The sequence below is a fragment of the Pseudomonas sp. NBRC 111123 genome (assembly GCF_001320205.1).
Taxonomy (GTDB): domain Bacteria; phylum Pseudomonadota; class Gammaproteobacteria; order Pseudomonadales; family Pseudomonadaceae; genus Aquipseudomonas; species Aquipseudomonas putida_J.
The window spans coordinates 1-16,829 of sequence record NZ_BCAZ01000035.1 but is presented as its reverse complement, the minus strand read 5'-3'; the positions used below and the strand labels follow the sequence as shown (position 1 = coordinate 16,829).

22 protein-coding genes, 1 tRNA gene and 1 pseudogene are annotated in these 16,829 nt (G+C 61.4%); 11 read left to right on the top strand and 13 right to left on the bottom strand.

All coding sequences use genetic code 11. The features are described from left to right. Positions 1 to 6: 6 nt before the first annotated feature. Entirely contained in the window at positions 7 to 798 is a 792-nt protein-coding gene (locus APH27_RS17720) for an SDR family NAD(P)-dependent oxidoreductase (protein ID WP_060485518.1), read from the top strand. Between the two features lie 112 nt (positions 799 to 910). Here APH27_RS17720 and APH27_RS17715 read toward each other — a convergent pair whose 3' ends face one another. Then, a complete protein-coding gene (locus APH27_RS17715; RefSeq protein WP_060485517.1) occupies positions 911 to 1,852 on the bottom strand; it encodes a LysR family transcriptional regulator in 942 nt (313 codons plus the stop codon). A gap of 159 nt (positions 1,853 to 2,011) precedes the next feature. Here APH27_RS17715 and APH27_RS17710 point away from each other — a divergent pair, with 159 nt between their 5' ends. After that, positions 2,012 to 3,043 (top strand): sigma-54-dependent Fis family transcriptional regulator, encoded by a 1,032-nt coding sequence (locus tag APH27_RS17710; RefSeq protein WP_027919745.1) that lies wholly within the window; start codon positions 2,012 to 2,014, stop codon positions 3,041 to 3,043. An 85-nt stretch (positions 3,044 to 3,128) separates the two neighbouring features. Beyond that, positions 3,129 to 3,911, top strand: a complete 783-nt coding sequence (locus APH27_RS17705) for an SDR family NAD(P)-dependent oxidoreductase (protein ID WP_033696377.1) — start codon at positions 3,129 to 3,131, stop codon at positions 3,909 to 3,911. 35 nt (positions 3,912 to 3,946) lie between these two features. On the opposite strand, the gene APH27_RS17700 is transcribed toward APH27_RS17705, so the two are convergent. The 8 genes from APH27_RS17700 to APH27_RS17665 all read right to left on the bottom strand — a co-directional run bounded on the left by APH27_RS17700 (position 3,947) and on the right by APH27_RS17665 (position 10,106). After that, positions 3,947 to 4,906, bottom strand: coding sequence for a glutathione S-transferase family protein (locus APH27_RS17700; RefSeq protein WP_060485516.1), 960 nt, complete (start codon positions 4,904 to 4,906; stop codon positions 3,947 to 3,949). A 93-nt stretch (positions 4,907 to 4,999) separates the two neighbouring features. After that, complete coding sequence (locus APH27_RS17695; protein WP_060485515.1) at positions 5,000 to 6,004, bottom strand: glycosyl transferase family protein; 1,005 nt, start codon at positions 6,002 to 6,004, stop codon at positions 5,000 to 5,002. After that, positions 6,001 to 6,336 (bottom strand): TusE/DsrC/DsvC family sulfur relay protein, encoded by a 336-nt coding sequence (locus APH27_RS17690; protein ID WP_027919749.1) that lies wholly within the window; start codon positions 6,334 to 6,336, stop codon positions 6,001 to 6,003. The genes APH27_RS17695 and APH27_RS17690 overlap by 4 nt, the downstream gene beginning before the upstream one ends. Next, positions 6,333 to 6,629: a sulfurtransferase complex subunit TusB gene (gene tusB / locus APH27_RS17685; protein WP_060485514.1), complete on the bottom strand. Its 297-nt coding sequence runs from the start codon at positions 6,627 to 6,629 to the stop codon at positions 6,333 to 6,335. The genes APH27_RS17690 and tusB overlap by 4 nt, the downstream gene beginning before the upstream one ends. Next, complete coding sequence (gene tusC / locus APH27_RS17680; protein ID WP_060485513.1) at positions 6,629 to 6,988, bottom strand: sulfurtransferase complex subunit TusC; 360 nt, start codon at positions 6,986 to 6,988, stop codon at positions 6,629 to 6,631. The genes tusB and tusC overlap by 1 nt, the downstream gene beginning before the upstream one ends. A 1-nt stretch (position 6,989) precedes the next feature. Further along, positions 6,990 to 7,382: a sulfurtransferase complex subunit TusD gene (gene tusD / locus APH27_RS17675; protein WP_060485512.1), complete on the bottom strand. Its 393-nt coding sequence runs from the start codon at positions 7,380 to 7,382 to the stop codon at positions 6,990 to 6,992. A gap of 186 nt (positions 7,383 to 7,568) precedes the next feature. Then, positions 7,569 to 8,948, bottom strand: a complete 1,380-nt coding sequence (locus tag APH27_RS17670; protein ID WP_027919753.1) for a nucleobase:cation symporter-2 family protein — start codon at positions 8,946 to 8,948, stop codon at positions 7,569 to 7,571. Between the two features lie 486 nt (positions 8,949 to 9,434). Continuing rightward, positions 9,435 to 10,106, bottom strand: coding sequence for a Bax inhibitor-1/YccA family protein (locus tag APH27_RS17665; RefSeq protein ID WP_027919754.1), 672 nt, complete (start codon positions 10,104 to 10,106; stop codon positions 9,435 to 9,437). 132 nt (positions 10,107 to 10,238) lie between these two features. Here APH27_RS17665 and APH27_RS17660 point away from each other — a divergent pair. After that, positions 10,239 to 10,326: transfer RNA gene (locus tag APH27_RS17660), tRNA-Ser, on the top strand. Positions 10,327 to 10,454: 128 nt separating this feature from the next. Here APH27_RS17660 and APH27_RS26910 read toward each other — a convergent pair. Continuing rightward, positions 10,455 to 11,174 (bottom strand): annotated as a pseudogene (locus APH27_RS26910) (integrase); the annotation flags it as partial. A gap of 174 nt (positions 11,175 to 11,348) precedes the next feature. Between APH27_RS26910 and APH27_RS17650 the strand changes: the two are divergent. The 5 genes from APH27_RS17650 to trbK all read left to right on the top strand — a co-directional run bounded on the left by APH27_RS17650 (position 11,349) and on the right by trbK (position 13,118). Beyond that, a complete protein-coding gene (locus tag APH27_RS17650) occupies positions 11,349 to 11,648 on the top strand; it encodes a hypothetical protein (RefSeq protein ID WP_060485511.1) in 300 nt (99 codons plus the stop codon). Between the two features lie 107 nt (positions 11,649 to 11,755). Further along, positions 11,756 to 12,085, top strand: coding sequence for a hypothetical protein (locus APH27_RS26055; RefSeq protein WP_081784317.1), 330 nt, complete (start codon positions 11,756 to 11,758; stop codon positions 12,083 to 12,085). An 87-nt stretch (positions 12,086 to 12,172) separates the two neighbouring features. Beyond that, positions 12,173 to 12,418 carry a hypothetical protein gene (locus APH27_RS26050; RefSeq protein WP_033696381.1) on the top strand — a complete coding sequence of 82 codons (246 nt, stop codon included), beginning with the start codon at positions 12,173 to 12,175 and terminating at the stop codon, positions 12,416 to 12,418. Between the two features lie 314 nt (positions 12,419 to 12,732). Next, complete coding sequence (locus tag APH27_RS26450; RefSeq protein WP_155954357.1) at positions 12,733 to 12,903, top strand: hypothetical protein; 171 nt, start codon at positions 12,733 to 12,735, stop codon at positions 12,901 to 12,903. Next, a complete protein-coding gene (trbK, locus tag APH27_RS17640) occupies positions 12,900 to 13,118 on the top strand; it encodes an entry exclusion lipoprotein TrbK (protein WP_060485509.1) in 219 nt (72 codons plus the stop codon). Before APH27_RS26450 ends, trbK begins: the two co-directional genes overlap by 4 nt. 310 nt (positions 13,119 to 13,428) lie before the next feature. On the opposite strand, the gene APH27_RS17635 is transcribed toward trbK, so the two are convergent. From APH27_RS17635 to APH27_RS17630, 3 genes are read right to left on the bottom strand one after another with little or no spacing between them, the layout of a single operon-like run. Beyond that, the gene (locus APH27_RS17635; protein ID WP_082435182.1) at positions 13,429 to 13,665 is read right to left on the bottom strand and encodes a hypothetical protein; all 237 of its coding nucleotides are present in this window, start codon (positions 13,663 to 13,665) and stop codon (positions 13,429 to 13,431) included. A gap of 3 nt (positions 13,666 to 13,668) precedes the next feature. Continuing rightward, complete coding sequence (locus tag APH27_RS27225) at positions 13,669 to 13,890, bottom strand: hypothetical protein (RefSeq protein ID WP_082435180.1); 222 nt, start codon at positions 13,888 to 13,890, stop codon at positions 13,669 to 13,671. Next, positions 13,887 to 14,345 carry a hypothetical protein gene (locus APH27_RS17630; protein WP_060485508.1) on the bottom strand — a complete coding sequence of 153 codons (459 nt, stop codon included), beginning with the start codon at positions 14,343 to 14,345 and terminating at the stop codon, positions 13,887 to 13,889. The genes APH27_RS27225 and APH27_RS17630 overlap by 4 nt, the downstream gene beginning before the upstream one ends. A gap of 116 nt (positions 14,346 to 14,461) precedes the next feature. Here APH27_RS17630 and APH27_RS17620 point away from each other — a divergent pair, with 116 nt between their 5' ends. Then, complete coding sequence (locus APH27_RS17620; protein ID WP_177331692.1) at positions 14,462 to 16,024, top strand: glycosyltransferase family 39 protein; 1,563 nt, start codon at positions 14,462 to 14,464, stop codon at positions 16,022 to 16,024. 98 nt (positions 16,025 to 16,122) lie between these two features. Then, positions 16,123 to 16,632: a hypothetical protein gene (locus APH27_RS17615; RefSeq protein WP_156335896.1), complete on the top strand. Its 510-nt coding sequence runs from the start codon at positions 16,123 to 16,125 to the stop codon at positions 16,630 to 16,632. Positions 16,633 to 16,829: the final 197 nt, after the last annotated feature.

The window sequence follows — 16,829 nt, the reverse complement described above, 5'->3', positions numbered from 1 at the left end:
CCTGACATGAGCCAAGCTGCGAAAACGACTTTGCCTGTATCCGCCCACGGACGCGTGGCCCTGGTGACCGGTGCCGCCATGGGCATCGGTGCGGCCATTGCCGAACGCCTGGGGCATGACGGCCATACGGTGGTAGTGGCCGACATCAACCTCAAGGCCGCCGAGGAGATGGTCGCCGGCCTGCAAGCCCAAGGCATCGATGCCCTGGCCCTGGCCATCGACATCGGTGATGCAGCGTCGATCAGCGCGCTGTTCGACACCCTGCGCGAGCGCTGCGGGCGTTGCGATGTGCTGGTCAACAACGCCGGCATCGCCCGCACGCAAGCATTCCTGGACACTGAACTGGAGGGCTGGCAACGGCTGATGAATGTCAACCTCACCGGCACTTTGCTGTGCAGCCAGCAGGCGGCGCAGTTGATGCGCGACCAGGGCTGGGGGCGGATCATCAACGTGGCCTCGATCAGCGGCATGCGCGCCAGCATGGGGCGCACTGCTTATGGCACGTCAAAGGCGGCGGTGATCGGCCTGACCCGGCAGATGGCCATCGAGCTGGCCGAGCATGGCATTACTGTCAACGGCATCGCCCCAGGGCCTGTGGACACGCCACTGACGCGCACCTTGCACTCGGCGGCGACCCGCGAGTCGTACGCCCGGGCGGTGCCGTTGCGGCGCTACGGCACGCCGGCGGAGATGGCTGGAGCGGTGGCGTTTCTGGCGTCGGAGGATGCGTCGTACATCAGCGGGCATGTGATCCCGGTGGATGGCGGGTTCATGGCGTCGGGGATTCTGGAGATCTGAAGCGGACCCCTGTGGGAGCGGGTTTAGCCGCGATGAATCCAACGCGGTGCTTGGCACCGGCTGTGCCGGTGTTCGCGGCTAAAGCCGCTCCTACAGGGAGCGCGCCAGCTTGTTAGAGCACGTAGGGGGGGCAGTCTTCTGTCTGGCGCCGCGCCTCGTCTTCCCGCGTCGCCTGTTCGCCGGCTTGCAGCGCAGTTTCGACGAAGGTGGCGATGCACGGGTTGTGGTTGTCGGCCTTCCACACCGCCACCACCTCGATCACCGGGGCTTCGCGCAAGGGCCGGAAACTGGTGCTGGCCAGGCGCATGTTGCGCATCGAACGCGGCACGATGGCCACCCCCAGGCCTTCGCCGACCAGGTTGACGATGGTTTGCTGCATGTTGATCTCCAGGCCGATGTTTGGCGTCACCCCGTGCTGCAGGCAGTAGCCGCAGATCATGTCGTGCAGGGCAGGGGCGATGCGCCGGGGCACGATGATGAAGGTCTCGTCAGCCAGTTCGCGCGGCTCCACCAGCGCTTGCCCGGCCAGGCGGTGGCCGGGGGGCAGCACCAGGGTCATTTCCTCGCGATACAGCGTGACCGTCTCAAGGCCCGTGCAATCCTGCGGGCGGTACATGATCGCCACATCCTTGTTGCCGCTGCTGATGTCCTGGGCCAGGTCCAGCGGCAAGGTTTCGGTGAGCTTGAGGTTCACCTGCGGATACAGCGCAGCATAGCGCCGGGTAATGGCCGGGGTGATGCTGTAGGCCGTGGACATCATGAACCCCACCGACAATTCGCCCGCCGCCCCCCGCGCTGCAGCCAGGGCATTGCGCTTGGCCTGTTCAAAAGCGGCGAACACCGTGCCGGTGTCGAGGTAGAAGCGCTGGCCGGCCTCGGTCAGCTCCACCCGCCGGCGCGAGCGGTCGAACAGCTTGACCCCCAGCTCTTCCTCCAGCAACGCGATCTGCCGTGACAGCGGCGGTTGGGAGATGTGCAGCCGTTCGGCGGCGCGGCCGAAATGCAGGGTTTCGGCCAGGGTGCGGAAGTACTGAAGGTGGCGCAGTTCGATCATGATGCTCTCAAAGGTATCAGTCGATGCTTGATTATGTATTGGAAAATATAACTGTGCCTCCCTAATGTGAACCTGCAACACCCCTTCGGCCCCGGCGGCGCCACAAGCGCCGCCCGCCGGCATAGTCACAAGCTATAGAACAAGAAAAAGGTGACGCTAATGACCGCTTTGACCGACCCTGTTCGCCCTGGCCTGCCCGCTGTTCCCGAATGTGATATCGCCCATGACAGCGACCCTCTGGTGCGCCAGGCCTTCCGCCGTGCGCTGCGCCTGATGGAGCGTGGCATCGCCGTGTTGATCCGCGGCGAGACCGGTACCGGCAAGGAGATCCTCGCCCGCGCCCTGCATGCCCACAGCCAGCGCCGCGCCGCCCAGCTGGTGGCGCTGAATTGCGCGTCCATCCCCGAGACGCTGATCGAAAGCGAGCTGTTCGGCTACAGCCGTGGCGCCTTCTCCGGTGCACTGCCGGGGGGCAAGAAGGGCAAGGTGCAGCAGGCCGATGGTGGCACGCTGTTTCTCGATGAAATCGGCGACATGCCGTTCGAGCAGCAGACCCGACTGCTGCGGGTAATTGCCGAACGCGAAGTGACCCCTCTGGGTGCCGAGCGCAGCGTGCCGGTGAACTTCGCCCTGGTCTGCGCCACGCACCAGGACCTGGCGGCGCGGGTGGCCGATGGCAGCTTCCGTGAAGACTTGTTCTATCGCATCGCCACCGGCGTAGTGGAGCTGCCGCCGCTGCGCGAGCGCAATGACCGCGGCGAGCTGCTGTGCAACATGGTCGCCTACGAGCTGCCAGGCTGCGACCCACGCCAGGTGCTGAGCGAAGTCTGGGCGCTGCTGCTGGCGCACCCGTGGCCCGGGAACCTGCGCCAGATGCGCGCGGTAGTGCGCTACGCCTGCGCGGTGATGGAAGGCGCGCGCATCCAGCGCTGCGACCTGCCGCTGGACTTCCTCGGGCAGTGCCAGGCGCCGCGCCCGCTGCCGGCCAACATCACCCCGATCCGCCGCCCGGCGCAACAGGGCGATGAGCGCGCCGACGTGCTCGGCACCCTCCAGGCATGCCGCTGGAACATGTCTGCCGCCGCCCGCGAGCTGGGTATCTGCCGGCCCTCGCTGTACCGGGTGATGCGCCGGCTGGACATCCCGCCGCTCAAGGAACAGCTGGCACTGGGTGCTTGCGGTACCGCCTGAGCCCGTTCTCGTTCGCACATACGACCAACGCCCTTTGCCATGCAGAGGGCGCGCCTGGCTACGGCCTTTTGAAGGGATAACCACCATGAGCAACACTGCCGTGCACGCTGCACTGAATTTCACCCTGGCCGGGCGCACCGCGCTGGTTACCGGCGCCGCCCGAGGCATCGGCCACGCCATTGCTGCGGCGCTGGGGTATGGCGGGGCGCGGGTCGCGCTGTGCGACCTGGACCCGGACGCTGCCGAACTGGCTGCTGCGCGCTTGCGCGAACAGGGCGTCGAGGCGATTGGCGTGGGGGTTGATGTGGCCGACGAGGCGCAGGTGCAGGCGATGGTCGAGCAGGTCGAGGCGCAGCTGGGTGGCGTCGACATCCTGGTCAACAACGCCGGGATCGTCTCCACCGCGCCGCTGCTGGAAGTGACCACGGCGGAGTGGAACCGGGTGATGGCCATCGACCTCAACAGCGTGTTCTTCTGCGCCAAGGCCGTGCTGCCGGGCATGATGGCGCGGCGTGGCGGGCGCATCATCAATATCGCCTCGGTGGCTGGCAAGCGTGGCGGCGGGTTGTTGGGCAACAGTTGCTACGCGGCGGCCAAGGGCGCGGTGATCGCCCTGACCAAGGGCCTGGCGCGCGAGGCGGGGCCTTACGACATCACGGTCAATGCCGTATCGCCCGCCTTGACCGATACCGAGATGACCAGCGTGCTGGCGCCGCAGGCCAGGGCTCAGGTGCTGGCACAGATGCCGCTTGGGCGGGCGGGAACACCGCGGGATATTGCGGCGGCGGTGTGCTTCCTGGCGTCGGCCGAGGCGGGGTTCGTGACCGGGGAAATCATGGATGTGGATGGTGGCTTCATGCGCGACTGATAGAGCGTCGGGGCCGCAAAGCGACCCCGCCCATCTCAAGCCTGCCAGATCCCTTTGCCCGCCAAGCGTTCCCGGTCATGTGGCTGGTTGAAGTCCTGCAACGGGCCCTTGGGCACGATGCCGTTCGGGTTGATGGTCTTGTGGCTCATGTAGTAGTGCTTCTGGATGTGCTCCATGTTCACGGTGCTGGCCACACCCGGCCACTGGTACAGCTCACGCAGCCAGTTGGACAGGTTGTGGTAGTCGCTCAGGCGGCGCAGGTTGCACTTGAAGTGGCCGTGGTACACCGCATCGAAACGCACCAGGGTGGTGAACAGGCGCACATCGGCCTCGGTCAGGTACTCGCCCGCCAGGTAGCGATTGCGGCTCAGCAGGTCTTCCAGGTGATCCAGTTCGTTGAACACCTCATCGAAGGCAGCCTCATAGGCATCCTGCGTGGTGGCGAAGCCTGCGCGGTACACGCCGTTGTTCACGGCCGGGTAGATACGTTCGTTCAACGCTTCGATGGCCGGGCGCAGCGGCTCGGGATACAGATCCAGCGTGTTGCCGGTCAGCTCGTTGAACGCGCTGTTGAAGATGCGGATGATCTCTGACGACTCGTTGTTGACGATGCGCTTTTCTTGCTTGTCCCACAGCACGGGCACGGTCACGCGGCCGGTGTAGTGCGGGTCGTCCTGGGTGTAGCGCTGGTGCAGGTACTGCAGGGCATCGAGGTGGTCGCCGCTGGAGCCTTGATGTTGATCGAAGGTCCAGCCATGGTCCTGCATCAGCCAGCTGACCACCGACACATCGATCAGTGGCTCAAGGCCTTTGAGTGCGCGCAAGATCAGGGTGCGATGGGCCCATGGGCAGGCCAGCGAAACGTACAGGTGATAGCGACCGGCTTCGGGGGCGGGCAGTGGGTTGCGACGCTGGGCGTTTTCGCGTTTGAAGGTGCCGTCCTTGCCGTTTTCATACCACTGGTCGTGCCAGCGACCGTCGATCAAAAGGCCCATGATGAGCTCCTCGGAAACAAAATTGTTTGTCGTTGGAGCCCAGTCTAGGGGAAATCGTTCGAACAACTAGCGCAAAGAATGCCCTCTAACTATCTAGTTATTCGATTGGTTTCGTGCGGCCCAATAGCCACGTGCGGTGGTGAATGCCTGTTCGCGATCTTGCCCCAGACCACGCAGCGCCAGGGCCATGGTCGCCACCACGGCCATTTCGCCGTAGCTGTCTTCTGCCTCGCCGCGCCACACTGCCAGCAACTGCTCGGGCTGCAGGCTGGGGGGTTTCACGTGGCGGCGTTCGCTGAGCGCCGGCCATTCCTCATCCCAGGCTTCGCCTGCGCGGGTGCCGTAAAGGTGGCTGATGACATCGGGATTGACCTCGATCTCGCCACCATCGCCCTTGATCACTACGGCATGGTCGCCGAGCAGGCGGCTGGCTTCACGGTGCACAGCCTGGTAGCCGGGGTGGAAGATGCTCTGCAGGCCACAACGCGCACTCAGCGGATTGAGCACCCGCGCCAAGGAATGGATGGGCGAGCGCAGGCCCAGGGTGTTGCGCAGGTCAATCATCCGCTGCAGCTGCGGCGCCCAGTCGTGCAGCGGGGCGAATGCCAGGCGCTGCTGGTCGAGGGCCTGGCTGACCGCGGCCCAGTCGCGGCACAGTGGGATTTCCAGCAGTGCCAGCAACTGTTCGGTATACATGCGCCCAGCGGTGTGCGCGCCGCCCCCGTGCATGAGGATGCGCACGCCATTGGCGGCCAGGCACTTGGCGCTGAGCAGGTACCAGGGCAGATGGCGCTTCTTGCCGGCGTAGGTCGGCCAGTCGATGTCCACGGCAATGCGCGGCGCCTGCAGGTGCGCGCGCAGGGCTTCGGTGAAGCCGGCGAGCTCTTCGGCGCTTTCTTCCTTGTGCCGCAACAGCATCAGGAAGGCACCCAGCTGGGTGTCTTCGACCTTGCCTTCGAGCAGCAGGGTCATGGCGGCGCGGGCTTCCTCGCGGGTCAGGCCGCGGGCGCCGCGTTTGCCTTTGCCAAGGATGCGCACGAATTCGGCGAAGGGGTGTTCGGCCGGGGTTTCCAGGGTCAGCGGGCGGGCGTCGGTCATATGCAATTGGTCGGCTTGGGCAGGCCCGCCAGCTTGGCGGCGAGTTTGGCGGGGGTGCCGTTGAACAGGCGGTTGAGGTGCGGGCTGTTGCCCTTTTCCGTGCCCAGCTTGAGCGCGGTGTACTTGATCAGCGGGCGGGTGGCCGGCGACAGCTGGTACTCATCGTAGAACTGGCGCAGCAGTTCGAGGATTTCCCAGTGGTCGGCGGTCAGTGCGATGCTTTCGCGCTCGGCCAGGGCCTCGGCGACGGGGTGCGACCAGTCTTGCAGGTCGACCAGAAAGCCGTCCTTGTCCAGGGCGATGGCGCGTTCGCCAACGTTCAGCGTACTCATAGCCAGCTATTGACCTTGTCGTAGTGCAGCGACAGCTCGACGAAGGCCTGGTAGTCCACGGCCTTGGCCAGCGTGCTGCTGATGGCACGGGCCTGCAGGTCTTCGTCGAGGGCGAACAGGCGTTGTGCCAAGTTGGCAACCTGCAACTGGCGCTGGGCGTCGCTGCCTTCGCGCAGGGCGTAGACGGCGTCTCCGCACAGCAGCACGCCGTCTTCAGCGCCCAGCAGGCGCAGGCAGCTGTCCAGGCGCTCGTCGCCGAACGGGGAGTGGGATAACACGTGAAGGGTTGGCATCAGAGCGTCACCACTTGGTCGAAACGGGCAATCAGGGCTTTCAGGGCGCCATCGTCCAGCGCCTCCACCGGCAGCTCCAGGCCATCGGCGGCCAGGCCACGGCGCGCCAGGCTATGCTGGCAGGCGAACAGCTCCTCGACGCCGAACATCGGCAGCGCCTGCAGGTTGGCGGCGAGGTTCTTCTGCTGCACGGCGGCCGGTTGCTGGCCGGGTGCCAGTTGTAACACGCCGTCATCAAGGAACAGCATGGCCAGCGGCAAGTCGAACGCGCCACCGGCCAGGGCAATATCCAGCGCTTCGCGGGCGGACGGGCCGTTCCACGGCGCCTGGCGGCTGATGATCAACATCGATTTGGCCATTTCAGTCGCCTCCGAAGCAGACCAGGCGGTCGGCAGTTTGCGCGGCTTCATGCAACTGGCCGAGGCCAGACAGCGCCCACGGCTTGGGCAGGTTCACTGCCGGGCGCTGGTAGCGGCTGGCTTCGGCTTCGTCGAGCACACCACGGCGCAGCGCGGCGGCGATGCACACCACCGCATCGAGCCGGTTGATGTCGATGAATGCACGCCACTGGGCGGCGATGTCTTGTTCATCCTGGGGGGCGACCACGTTGGCCGAAGCGCTGTGCACCCCGTCTTGATAGAAGAACAGCCGGGCAATCTCATGCCCGCCAGCCAGCACCGCCTCGGCGAAGCGCAAGGCGCGGCGCGCGGAGGGCGCGTGGGCCGGGGAAAAAACCGCGATAGCGAATTTCATGGATAACTCGTGCAAAGGAATGCCGCCATGATAAAGCAAAAAAGCCCGACCCCGCTTGTACCTGGCGGGTCGAGCTTCCTGTACCTGAGGCTGATGCTATCCCTGTGGGCGCTGGCTTGTCGTGGCGACGAACCGCTGCGATAGGCCGCGCAGCAGCCCCCTGGCCTTAACAGAAGGGCACAAGACTCAAGCCTGTTCCTTTCTCTCCGGCAGGAACCAGTTCAACACCAGGGCGCAGATACCGCCGGTAGCCACACCCGATTCCAGCACATTGCGGATTGCAGCCGGCATGTGCGCGAGGAACTCCGGCACCTGCGCCACACCCAGGCCCAACGCCAGCGATACGGCGATGATCAGCAGGGCACGGCGGTCCAGGCGGGTACTGGCCAGAATGTTGATGCCCGACGCGGCAACCGCACCGAACATGACCATGGCCGCGCCACCCAGCACCGGCTCAGGCACTGCCTGAATCACACCGGCCACGCTCGGGAACAGGCCCAGCAGCACCAGCATCACGGCAATCCAGATGCCGATGTGGCGGCTGGCAATCCCGGTCAGCTGAATCACGCCGTTGTTCTGGGCGAAGATCGAACTTGGGAAGGTGTTGAACAGGCCAGCCAGCAGCGAGTTGGCACCGTTGACCAACACACCGCCCTTGATGCGCGACATCCACAGCGGGCCTTCGACCGGCTGGCGCGAGACCTTGCTGGTGGCGGTGACGTCACCAATGGCTTCCAGCGAAGTCACCAGGTAGATGACCAGCATCGGGATGAACAGCGCCCACGAGAAACCCAGGCCGAAGTGCAGCGGCGTTGGTACCTGAAACAGTGCGGCCTCGTGCATACCGGTGAAGTCCAGGCGGCCGAGGTAGCCAGCCAGGGCATAGCCGACCGCCAAGGCAATGACGATCGCGCAGCTGCGCATCCACACTACCGGGATGCGGTTGAGGATCACGATCACCGCCAGCACAGCGCCCGACAGCAGCAGGTTTTCGCCGTTGGCAAAGGTGCCATTGGCCATGGCGCCGAAGCCTCCACCCATGCTGATCAGGCCGACCTTGATCAGGGTCAGGCCGATCATCAGCACGACGATACCGGTCACCAGCGGGGTGATCAGGCGTTTGACGAAGGGCAAGATGCGCGACACGCCCATCTCGACAAAGGAGCCGGCAATCACCACACCGAAGATCGCCGCCATCACGCTTTCGACCGGCGTGCCTTGCTTGACCATCAGCGCACCGCCGGCAATCAGCGGCCCGACGAAGTTGAAGCTGGTGCCCTGGACGATCAACAGCCCGGCACCGAACGGGCCGAAGCGCTTGCACTGGACGAAGGTGGCGATACCGGAGATCACCAGCGACATGGAGACGATGAGGTTGGTATCGCGAGCCGAAACGCCCAGCGCCTGGCAGATGAGCAGGCCAGGGGTAACGATCGGCACAATGATCGCCAGCAGGTGCTGCAGGGCTGCCAGCAGGCCGATCAACAGCCGTGGCTTGTCCTCGAGGCCAAGTACCAGTTCGTTGGCAGGCGCCGCCGCGCCTGGGCTGTGTTCGTGTGAGCTCATCGGTGAAGCTGCCCCGGAAGAAAAAAGGAGCGCATTCTACGGGCTGAAGTGCGATTGCGGTAGGGGAATGCACGATGGCGGCATGATCGGCGACCATTTGCATGGTTTTCTGACTTTTAGGTCAGCGTTTGTGAGGTCGGCGGGTTGGGTTTGGGTTTTGTGGTGGGGCGTAAATCGAGCGCCGCCCGCGCGGCGCATCGCGGATGAATCCGCTCCTACATTTGTTGCAACGTGCCAAACCTGTAATGCCATCTTCGCCTGCCTTGGCGCATGTCTTGAGCCCTACAAACAAGGCTGACAACCATGGCCTCACAGGCATGGCCACGTTGCAACAACTGTAGGAGCGGATTCATCCGCGATGCGCCGCGCGGGCGGCGCTCGATCTCACAGGCGCCAAACCTCTCAAGGCCAGCACCTCGCACCCCACCCCATTTCCATCACGCAAAGAAAAGCCCGCCGAAGCGGGCTTTCTCAAGCAGCAATCAATCAGTCATCACGACCCATGATGCCAAACAGCTGCAGCAAGCTGATGAACAGGTTGTAGATCGACACATACAGGCTGATGGTCGCCATGATGTAGTTACGCTCACCCCCATGAATGATCGCGCTGGTCTGGAACAGAATGCAGACCGACGAGAACAGCACGAAGCCAGCGCTAATTGCCAGTTGCAGGCCGCTGATCTGGAAGAAGAAGCTGGCAACCACCGCGCCAAGCAGCACAAAGAAGCCAGCGGTGATGAAGCCACTGAGGAAGCTCATGTCCTTGCGAGTGATCAGCACATAGGCCGACAGACCACCGAACACCAGCGCGGTCATGGCAAACGCCGAGCTGACCACTTCGGCGCCACCGGCCATGCCCAGGTAGCGGTTGAGGATCGGGCCGAGAATGAAGCCCATGAAACCGGTGAGGGCAAAGGTGGACACCAGGCCCCAAACCGAATCACGCAGTTTGGCGGTGAGGAAGAACAGACCGTAGAAGCCGATCAGCACGACGAACACGTTCGGGTAACCGACACGCATCTGCTGTGCGACGAAGGCCATGACACCGCTGAAGGCGAGGGTAAGTGCCAGCAGGCTGTACGTGTTGCGCAGGACCTTGCTGACCTCCTGCTGCTCGGCCTGCTGGCCGTGGTGTACGGCATAATCCTGTTCGCGCATGGCGACACTCCTTATGGATCCGTGGTTTGAGACGTTCAGATGCAAGCAGTCTAACAGAGCCTCCGCAACCCGCGACACAGAGAGTTTGACAGCGTGTTTCATTACGGTATTATGGCGGCCGCAAAACGAGCTGGAAGCGTGGCCGAGTGGTTTAAGGCAACGGTCTTGAAAACCGTCGATGGGCAACTATCCTAGAGTTCGAATCTCTACGCTTCCGCCATATTCAAAGCCCTGATTATTCAGGGCTTTTTGCGTTTCTGGAGGGCGGAAAACTTGACGCTTAAAAGGCCAAGTGTTCCGCAACTTTTCGATGGTGTTCCGCGACTCTTCCGTAAAAAAGGTTTCATCGGTTGGTTTCACGATCTCCCGACGCGGCGGTAAACGGTCTGCGTGATCCGCTTATCCGTGTGCCCTAGTAGCCTACTCGCGTGCGCCAGGTCTTCAATGTCGCCCGCTGCTTTAGGGCGGATATCGCGAAACTGGAATTGACGAATGCTGTCGGCCAGGACGCTATCAAGGTCCTCCATCGCTTTGGCGGCGGCCTTTGATCTAGCATCATCAACGCGAAGGCGTAGCATCGCTGGCGTCACGTTGCGGCCGTCCTCTGTCACTATGAGGTACGGGTTGCGAACCCCTCGCCTTGCGTTGGTTCAGAAGGCGCTGCACCAGTATCCCCAGCTGGCAGGTCTCTATTTCCGACTCAAGACTTATCCACTTTTTTGTCGTTTTTCCCTGAGCGAAGTGCAGAAAGCCATCAACCACGTCTGTCGCCCGGGTGGCCCGTGCATCCGCTGGACGTTGATCGGTCAGATAGCCCAAATCCATGGCATCGCGCAGCTCGGAAGCGGCTTGCTCGTGGACAGCAGCCCAGATCGTCGGCCCTGCATAGAAGTCCCTAGGTGTCTCCTTGTTTTTGCGGATACCGGTCGCGGGGTTTGGGCGGTCAGTAATGCCCCACTCCTTTGCCATGTTGAATATGTGAGAGAGAAGGGCGGTCTCTCGATTCGCCCTGACCTTGCCTGTCCGTCTATCTCGATACTGGCCAAGTACTTGAGGTGTAATCAGTTCCTGCAGGCACAGGGATTGCTTGGCCGCCATATCGCGGCAGTGAATAGAGGGGAGAGGGAATTGCCGATTGTCCGATTCAGCTCACAGATCGGCTCGGCGGATTTGCGGAAAATCGGGCGTTCGCTATGGTGGCAATTAACCACCTAACTACAACTAAAGTCGTAGGAGAACGGCATGAGAATTCGCGGTGATGTGTTTTGGGATTGGGCAGACCCCACGTTGCACCATCGCACTCATGACGAGACGCTCGCCGATGGAACCTACATCGATGTTCAGGTGCGACTGTCGCGGACAGGCAACACGCAGCTGTTCATCGGGGTATATGCATCCGGTGGCATGCCCGTCCACGAGGAGGCCTTTGATTCTCGGCCTGGTGAGTCGATGACCAAGGCTCTGGCGTGGGGCGTGGGGCGCGCACGGTGGATCGCAGTAGAGAGTATTGGTACTCGTGGAACAAGCGCAGCTGCGAAGTGACCCTTTAGATGTAAAAAAATGTAACGCTCACGTTCTGCAGTAGATTCAGCGGGGCAGCTGTGTATGCTGCCTCTCTGGTCAAGATTTGAAAGTGAAGGGTTCGTTCCATGCGCAATCGCGGCACCGTTTATTGGGAGTGGGCCAACCCGGAGTTGCATTTTCGCAACTACGATGAGCGCTTGCCCTGCGGCACTCTGATCAACATCCAAGCGCGTCTTTCTTTAGAGAACGTCACGCAACTTTTCATAGGCATCTACGGGGATAAGGGTGTGCCGTTGCTTGAAGAGCATCATCCAGATTGCCGTGGACAGAAATTGTCTGTGGCCATGGCTTGGGCGCTCGAGCGTGCAGTCGATTGGGTCGCCGTGAGGTTTCCAGCCCCAACTATCCCAGGGCCAGAACCGCTTCCACGCAAAGGCTCACGCCTTCATAAGTAACGATGTCTTGCAAACGGAACGCTCGTTAGAAAGGATTAGTCGTATCTCCATCGGAGGCGCAATTGAGGCGCCCAGTTGGAGAGAGTAATGAGCCTTCAAGCCACCAGTCATGACCTTTACGTGCATACCTACCTTGGATACCAGGCATCAATCTACGTGCTCTGGGGGGCGAGTGATGAGTCTCCCACCGGCATGTTGGTTGAAGTGGGGAAACCAGGCGGTACCCCGAGAACGCTACGAGCGAGTCGGCAATTTTCTTCTTCTACAGAAGCCATTCTTGAAGGAAAGGTAATGGCCGAGCAGTACGTTCAGAATCAGGCGGGCAGATCCTGAGCTACGTCTTGGACCTCGCGTGCATAGCGCTCACTCCGCCCTCGTTCATAAAACACCCAGGGTGGGTTTGCGGGGCTGGCTGGCCATAACTGAGAACGTACAAGTGATCGAGCAGGCCGTAATTCTTTTGCACCTGGGTGATGGTCCGACGAGCAACCGTGCCGGTGTCGTCGCGGGCCTCGTCCACCTCGCGGAGCAGAACTGTATCGCTGACGGCGAATAGGGGAAGGCGCTGGATGCTGGCACGGCGCCACGTTTTGCGAGAGGGGTAGTTCTTTGATATAACGCCCGGCCATTTCACAGGAAGGAACCTCATGAAACGCACCATCATTGGAGCAATGCTTGTCGCAGTAACCTCGCTTTCTCTCAGCGGCTGCTTCGAGGCAGAGGCCGAACAGAAGCCGAAGGAACAGAAGGAAGTCAGCGACAAGTTCTATGAGATCTCGGAACCTGATGAAAGCCAGGATCAGGGGTTCAAGCCATGATGCGCTCGCTTACATTGGCGCTCACTGGGGCGTTAGCTGTAGGACTAGTCGGCTGTAAAGAAGACGCCGCCGACACTGCCGCCTACGAACCCACTGCCGAGCACTGCCAGCCCGACTACCTGAAAGCGCTTCCAGACAACAAGGCTCGCGAAGACCTGGTAGAGAAGTGCATGACTGGTGGCTCGTACAAGAAGTCCGAACCGAAGACCTGGTAACGTCCGCTCGTCTTCAGTCAGCGCCGCCACATTGGGCGGCGTTTTCGTTTTCGGGGAAGGCGCTGGCGGGCAGCGCCGAGTTTTTGATGAACTTCTGAGAAGCGATTCTGCTCTGAGCTTTGCACCGCGAAATGCATGCTTCGCGGCCTACAAGCTCAACAATTGCTCGCGGAAGTTCAGGAATGTTCTCGGAAGATTTTTACGGCATGTACCTCGTTGCCGAGGTAGTGCTCGTGGTTGCAGTTCTGGCCGTTGCGCTGCATTTCAGCCAAGACACGTAGGTCGGTCGCTGGCGGGCAGCGCCGGAGGGTCAGGTGGTCGCGCGAACTTTGAAGCTCAGCATGGCGGTTGCGTCGTCGTTGAAGTACTGCGCCAGTTCCTGATACGCCCTGTACTTGGCCAGACTGCGTGTCGCCGCCCACACGCGCTGAACGTACTGGCGGGCATCGCCAAGCATGTACCTGACGTCATCCCAGTCGTACATGCAGTTGGTGAGCACTTCCCACTGCTTGAGCGGCAGCGTCTGGGCTATTTCGCCGTACTGCATCTCTCACGTTGGGTGGTAGTTGCGGATGCGCTTCTTCGGGTCGCTGTCGAGGATGGCGCCGATGCGCGCAGGTTTTCTTCCTTCACTTTGGCTGCCTTCTCGCGCCGACGCTTGCCGCGCTCCGCCTGGTCCATTGCCATGGCCGATACCTCCCAAGCCGCTGGGCGGCAGATTGATGTGTTGCTGGCGCCGGCCGTGCTGGACGCGTGCGTTGATGCGTTTCATGCTGCTTTCTGCTGATTCCAGGCCCCGACAGCGGCAAAGATCTTGGCGGCCTCTGCCTCGTCGAGCGTTGAGTCGGCAGGGATGGCGATCCAACCGGCCGCCACCAGGTGATTAGGATTGGCCGCGGCCCGTAGGTCTAAGTAGGTCGCCTCGCTCACGTCGGTCAGGTGCTCGGCGCGGTAGTTGCCTGGCGGCGCCACCTCGATCGACGTGTTGTACCGCTTTCCAAACTCCGTCCGGCAAAGCACGCTGAGGTAGATGGTCCACCGGTGCGGGATATTGCAAACGGCGTCGACGACCTGGCGCACGCGGATCTGCTTGAGCTTCTTCCAGTTGATCAGTACCTGCTGGCCGCTGGGGTCGATGTTCACCACGGCGGCGTGGTTGGCCGAGACCAGGGCCCGGCATGTCCTCTCCAGGCGTGCCCGCATGGTGTGGGGCTTGCGCTTGCTCATTAGGAATACCTCTTGCAGGGGCTGAACCTTGATTGGCGACAGGCAGTCGATTCGGTGGATGCTAGCCTTAGGTCGCGTGAATGCTTATTCAGGGACTGGACTGGGCTGGAGGACACATGAAGTTTCACGAGTTCAGCATCAGTGGGAAAGCGCCCGTTCCCGGCACGGCGAAGCCATTCCAGACATTCCCTGTATGGGCCAGGAAGCTCTGGCCGCTGCCAATCCTGTTGCTCGCCACACTGGCTCGGCTGTATGGCTCAACCGCTTCTGCCATATGGTGCGACGAGGGTTCCAGCTTGTTGATGAGCCAGTACTCACCCTCGCTCATCTGGTTCCACAGCGCCCATGATGTACACCCACCGCTTTACTTTGTGCTTCTACACGCCTGGATAGGCGCATTTGGGGACAGCCTCTTTTCGATCAGGTTTCTCAGCGTACTGACGGGTATCGGTACGGTAGCCCTGGGCATTTGGTTGGTCTATCAGGTTGCAACACGCTATGCAGCAGTCGTGGCCGGGGTACTGCTGGCGTTGCTGCCCATTGCCGTGCGTTATAGCCAGGAAGTGCGCATGTACGCACTGATGGGGTTATGGCTGCTGGGCGCAACCATCGCACTTGTCTATTGGGTAAGAAACCCTGGGCGCCACCGTTACCTGGTCATCTATGCGCTGTTGATGACAGCCAGTTTTTATACCCATTATTTCACTGGCCTGTGCGCACTTTCGCACTGGGCCTACCTGCTCATTGTGCGCGGCGAAAAACAGCGCCTCATCACGTTGCCGGCATGGTGGGGCGCCAACTGCGTTATCGCGATCCTGTATGCCCCCTGGATACCCGGCCTGATAGACCTGCTGCAGCACCTTGACCAACTCAAGGCGGGTGGCGACATTGGCTGGATTTCGCCCATCAGCATGGACTCACTGCCATCGACAATCTGGCTGTTTTTGACCCTGACGGATGGCCAGGATCTGAAATGGCCGGTCTACCTCGCATTGCCACTGGCGCTGGCGCTGGTAACAGGGGCCGTCTGCCTGCGTGATCGGAGCCCGTACAGATTTCACGTGTTACTGGCGATCTATGCGTTTCTTCCGTTGATCGTGGTCTTTCTTGTCTCGTGGAGCGTACCGCTGCTGGTCGAGCGCTACTTGATGTTTTCCGCCTTGGGGCTGCCGATGATACTGGCAGTCGCGATTGATCGAATGCGGCATCAATCTCGCTACGCTGCCGTCGCCATGCTGGCGACAGTGCTGGCTGTAGAACTGGTCGGCTTGCGTAATGACTACCACACGGATGATGAGCAGTTCGACAAGTTGGTCAACTACGTCAATGAAAACTACCAGGCGAATGACCGTATCGTGGTCAGCGACCTTTTCTGGTATTTCGGCTATGTCTACTACAACAAGACTGGTTCGGTGCCGCTGCTCTATACACCACCCCAGGCCAATGGCGCTTCCGGGCGACCAGGTAATTATGGGTTTGGCACACTGGTCAACAATGAGGCCGACAAGATCTATCTCGACAGCCTCGAAAAACTACCCGTCGGTCAAACCAGAGTGTGGTTGGTGAGCAACAGCGCACCGCCCGATGATTTCGCGCCCATTCCGAATAATTGGAACAAGGTCAGCACGCTGAAAGTTGGCGATACCCAAGTACGCCTTTATACGTTGGGGGGGCAGTAGACGTCTTGGGGTTGCGCGGGGGCGTTCACGTCGTCATACCAAACCAGGCGCTCGATGCGATAGATTGTCCAGGTCTTGGAAAATCCATCAGGAAAGAGATGAGAAAGTACCTCAATCTGGCTGTCGCATTGCTCGCCCCGTTGGTGGTCGCTGCCTGCACGACAACGGGCGCGGGCACGCCGCCTGGCGAAGATCAGATCACAAGCCCCACGTATAGCAGAAGTGACTTGTACGGCCTCTGGTACTCCAACGCCGATGACGGCACCTCCCAGGCGCTGGCGCTGTTGCTGCTCAAGGCGGATGGGTCGGCAACCGACTTTCTGATCGTCACTGAAAAGAACGCGATGCAAAAAATCGTACAGCAGTCGTCGTGGTCGTATGACGCTGAACGCAATGTGTTCGAGCAAACCGTCAGCGAAGTCTCCACTCAGAACGGCAAAGCCCCCGCGACCATCACGCATCCGCAGGAAGTCATCCGGGCATCGGTCGAGCTGGTAAAACTGGATAACAAAGTGATGGGCATCAAATTCAAGCGGGAAGATGGCGAGGTCACCGGTTACCTCAAGGGCAGTGCCGCCATGCTCGAAAAGCTCAAGCGCATCGAGTAAGCGTTATCCCGTGGTGCCTTATCGTTGCGCTTTCTGCCGCTGCGAACGCTGCAGACGGGTAACCACGATCTGCACGCAGGCTGCCACCAGGCACAGCACGCCGATTTTCCAGTTGCCCTCAAGCGCAAAATGCTCGGCCAGTTTCCCCGCGAGGATCACGCTCACAAAGATGGCCACAGGCAGGATCAGTTTGTTCA

Bases quoted from the DNA above. Each gene is read 5' to 3' on its own strand.
- APH27_RS17720 (WP_060485518.1), top strand. From the start codon at position 7: ATGAGCCAAGCTGCGAAAACGACTTTGCCTGTATCCGCCCACGGACGC.
- APH27_RS17715 (WP_060485517.1), bottom strand. From the start codon at position 1,852: ATGATCGAACTGCGCCACCTTCAGTACTTCCGCACCCTGGCCGAAACC.
- APH27_RS17710 (WP_027919745.1), top strand. From the start codon at position 2,012: ATGACCGCTTTGACCGACCCTGTTCGCCCTGGCCTGCCCGCTGTTCCC.
- APH27_RS17705 (WP_033696377.1), top strand. From the start codon at position 3,129: ATGAGCAACACTGCCGTGCACGCTGCACTGAATTTCACCCTGGCCGGG.
- APH27_RS17700 (WP_060485516.1), bottom strand. From the start codon at position 4,906: ATGGGCCTTTTGATCGACGGTCGCTGGCACGACCAGTGGTATGAAAAC.
- APH27_RS17695 (WP_060485515.1), bottom strand. From the start codon at position 6,004: ATGACCGACGCCCGCCCGCTGACCCTGGAAACCCCGGCCGAACACCCC.
- APH27_RS17690 (WP_027919749.1), bottom strand. From the start codon at position 6,336: ATGAGTACGCTGAACGTTGGCGAACGCGCCATCGCCCTGGACAAGGAC.
- tusB (WP_060485514.1), bottom strand. From the start codon at position 6,629: ATGCCAACCCTTCACGTGTTATCCCACTCCCCGTTCGGCGACGAGCGC.
- tusC (WP_060485513.1), bottom strand. From the start codon at position 6,988: ATGGCCAAATCGATGTTGATCATCAGCCGCCAGGCGCCGTGGAACGGC.
- tusD (WP_060485512.1), bottom strand. From the start codon at position 7,382: ATGAAATTCGCTATCGCGGTTTTTTCCCCGGCCCACGCGCCCTCCGCG.
- APH27_RS17670 (WP_027919753.1), bottom strand. From the start codon at position 8,948: ATGAGCTCACACGAACACAGCCCAGGCGCGGCGGCGCCTGCCAACGAA.
- APH27_RS17665 (WP_027919754.1), bottom strand. From the start codon at position 10,106: ATGCGCGAACAGGATTATGCCGTACACCACGGCCAGCAGGCCGAGCAG.
- APH27_RS17650 (WP_060485511.1), top strand. From the start codon at position 11,349: ATGAGAATTCGCGGTGATGTGTTTTGGGATTGGGCAGACCCCACGTTG.
- APH27_RS26055 (WP_081784317.1), top strand. From the start codon at position 11,756: ATGCGCAATCGCGGCACCGTTTATTGGGAGTGGGCCAACCCGGAGTTG.
- APH27_RS26050 (WP_033696381.1), top strand. From the start codon at position 12,173: ATGAGCCTTCAAGCCACCAGTCATGACCTTTACGTGCATACCTACCTT.
- APH27_RS26450 (WP_155954357.1), top strand. From the start codon at position 12,733: ATGAAACGCACCATCATTGGAGCAATGCTTGTCGCAGTAACCTCGCTT.
- trbK (WP_060485509.1), top strand. From the start codon at position 12,900: ATGATGCGCTCGCTTACATTGGCGCTCACTGGGGCGTTAGCTGTAGGA.
- APH27_RS17635 (WP_082435182.1), bottom strand. From the start codon at position 13,665: ATGCAGTACGGCGAAATAGCCCAGACGCTGCCGCTCAAGCAGTGGGAA.
- APH27_RS27225 (WP_082435180.1), bottom strand. From the start codon at position 13,890: ATGAAACGCATCAACGCACGCGTCCAGCACGGCCGGCGCCAGCAACAC.
- APH27_RS17630 (WP_060485508.1), bottom strand. From the start codon at position 14,345: ATGAGCAAGCGCAAGCCCCACACCATGCGGGCACGCCTGGAGAGGACA.
- APH27_RS17620 (WP_177331692.1), top strand. From the start codon at position 14,462: ATGAAGTTTCACGAGTTCAGCATCAGTGGGAAAGCGCCCGTTCCCGGC.
- APH27_RS17615 (WP_156335896.1), top strand. From the start codon at position 16,123: ATGAGAAAGTACCTCAATCTGGCTGTCGCATTGCTCGCCCCGTTGGTG.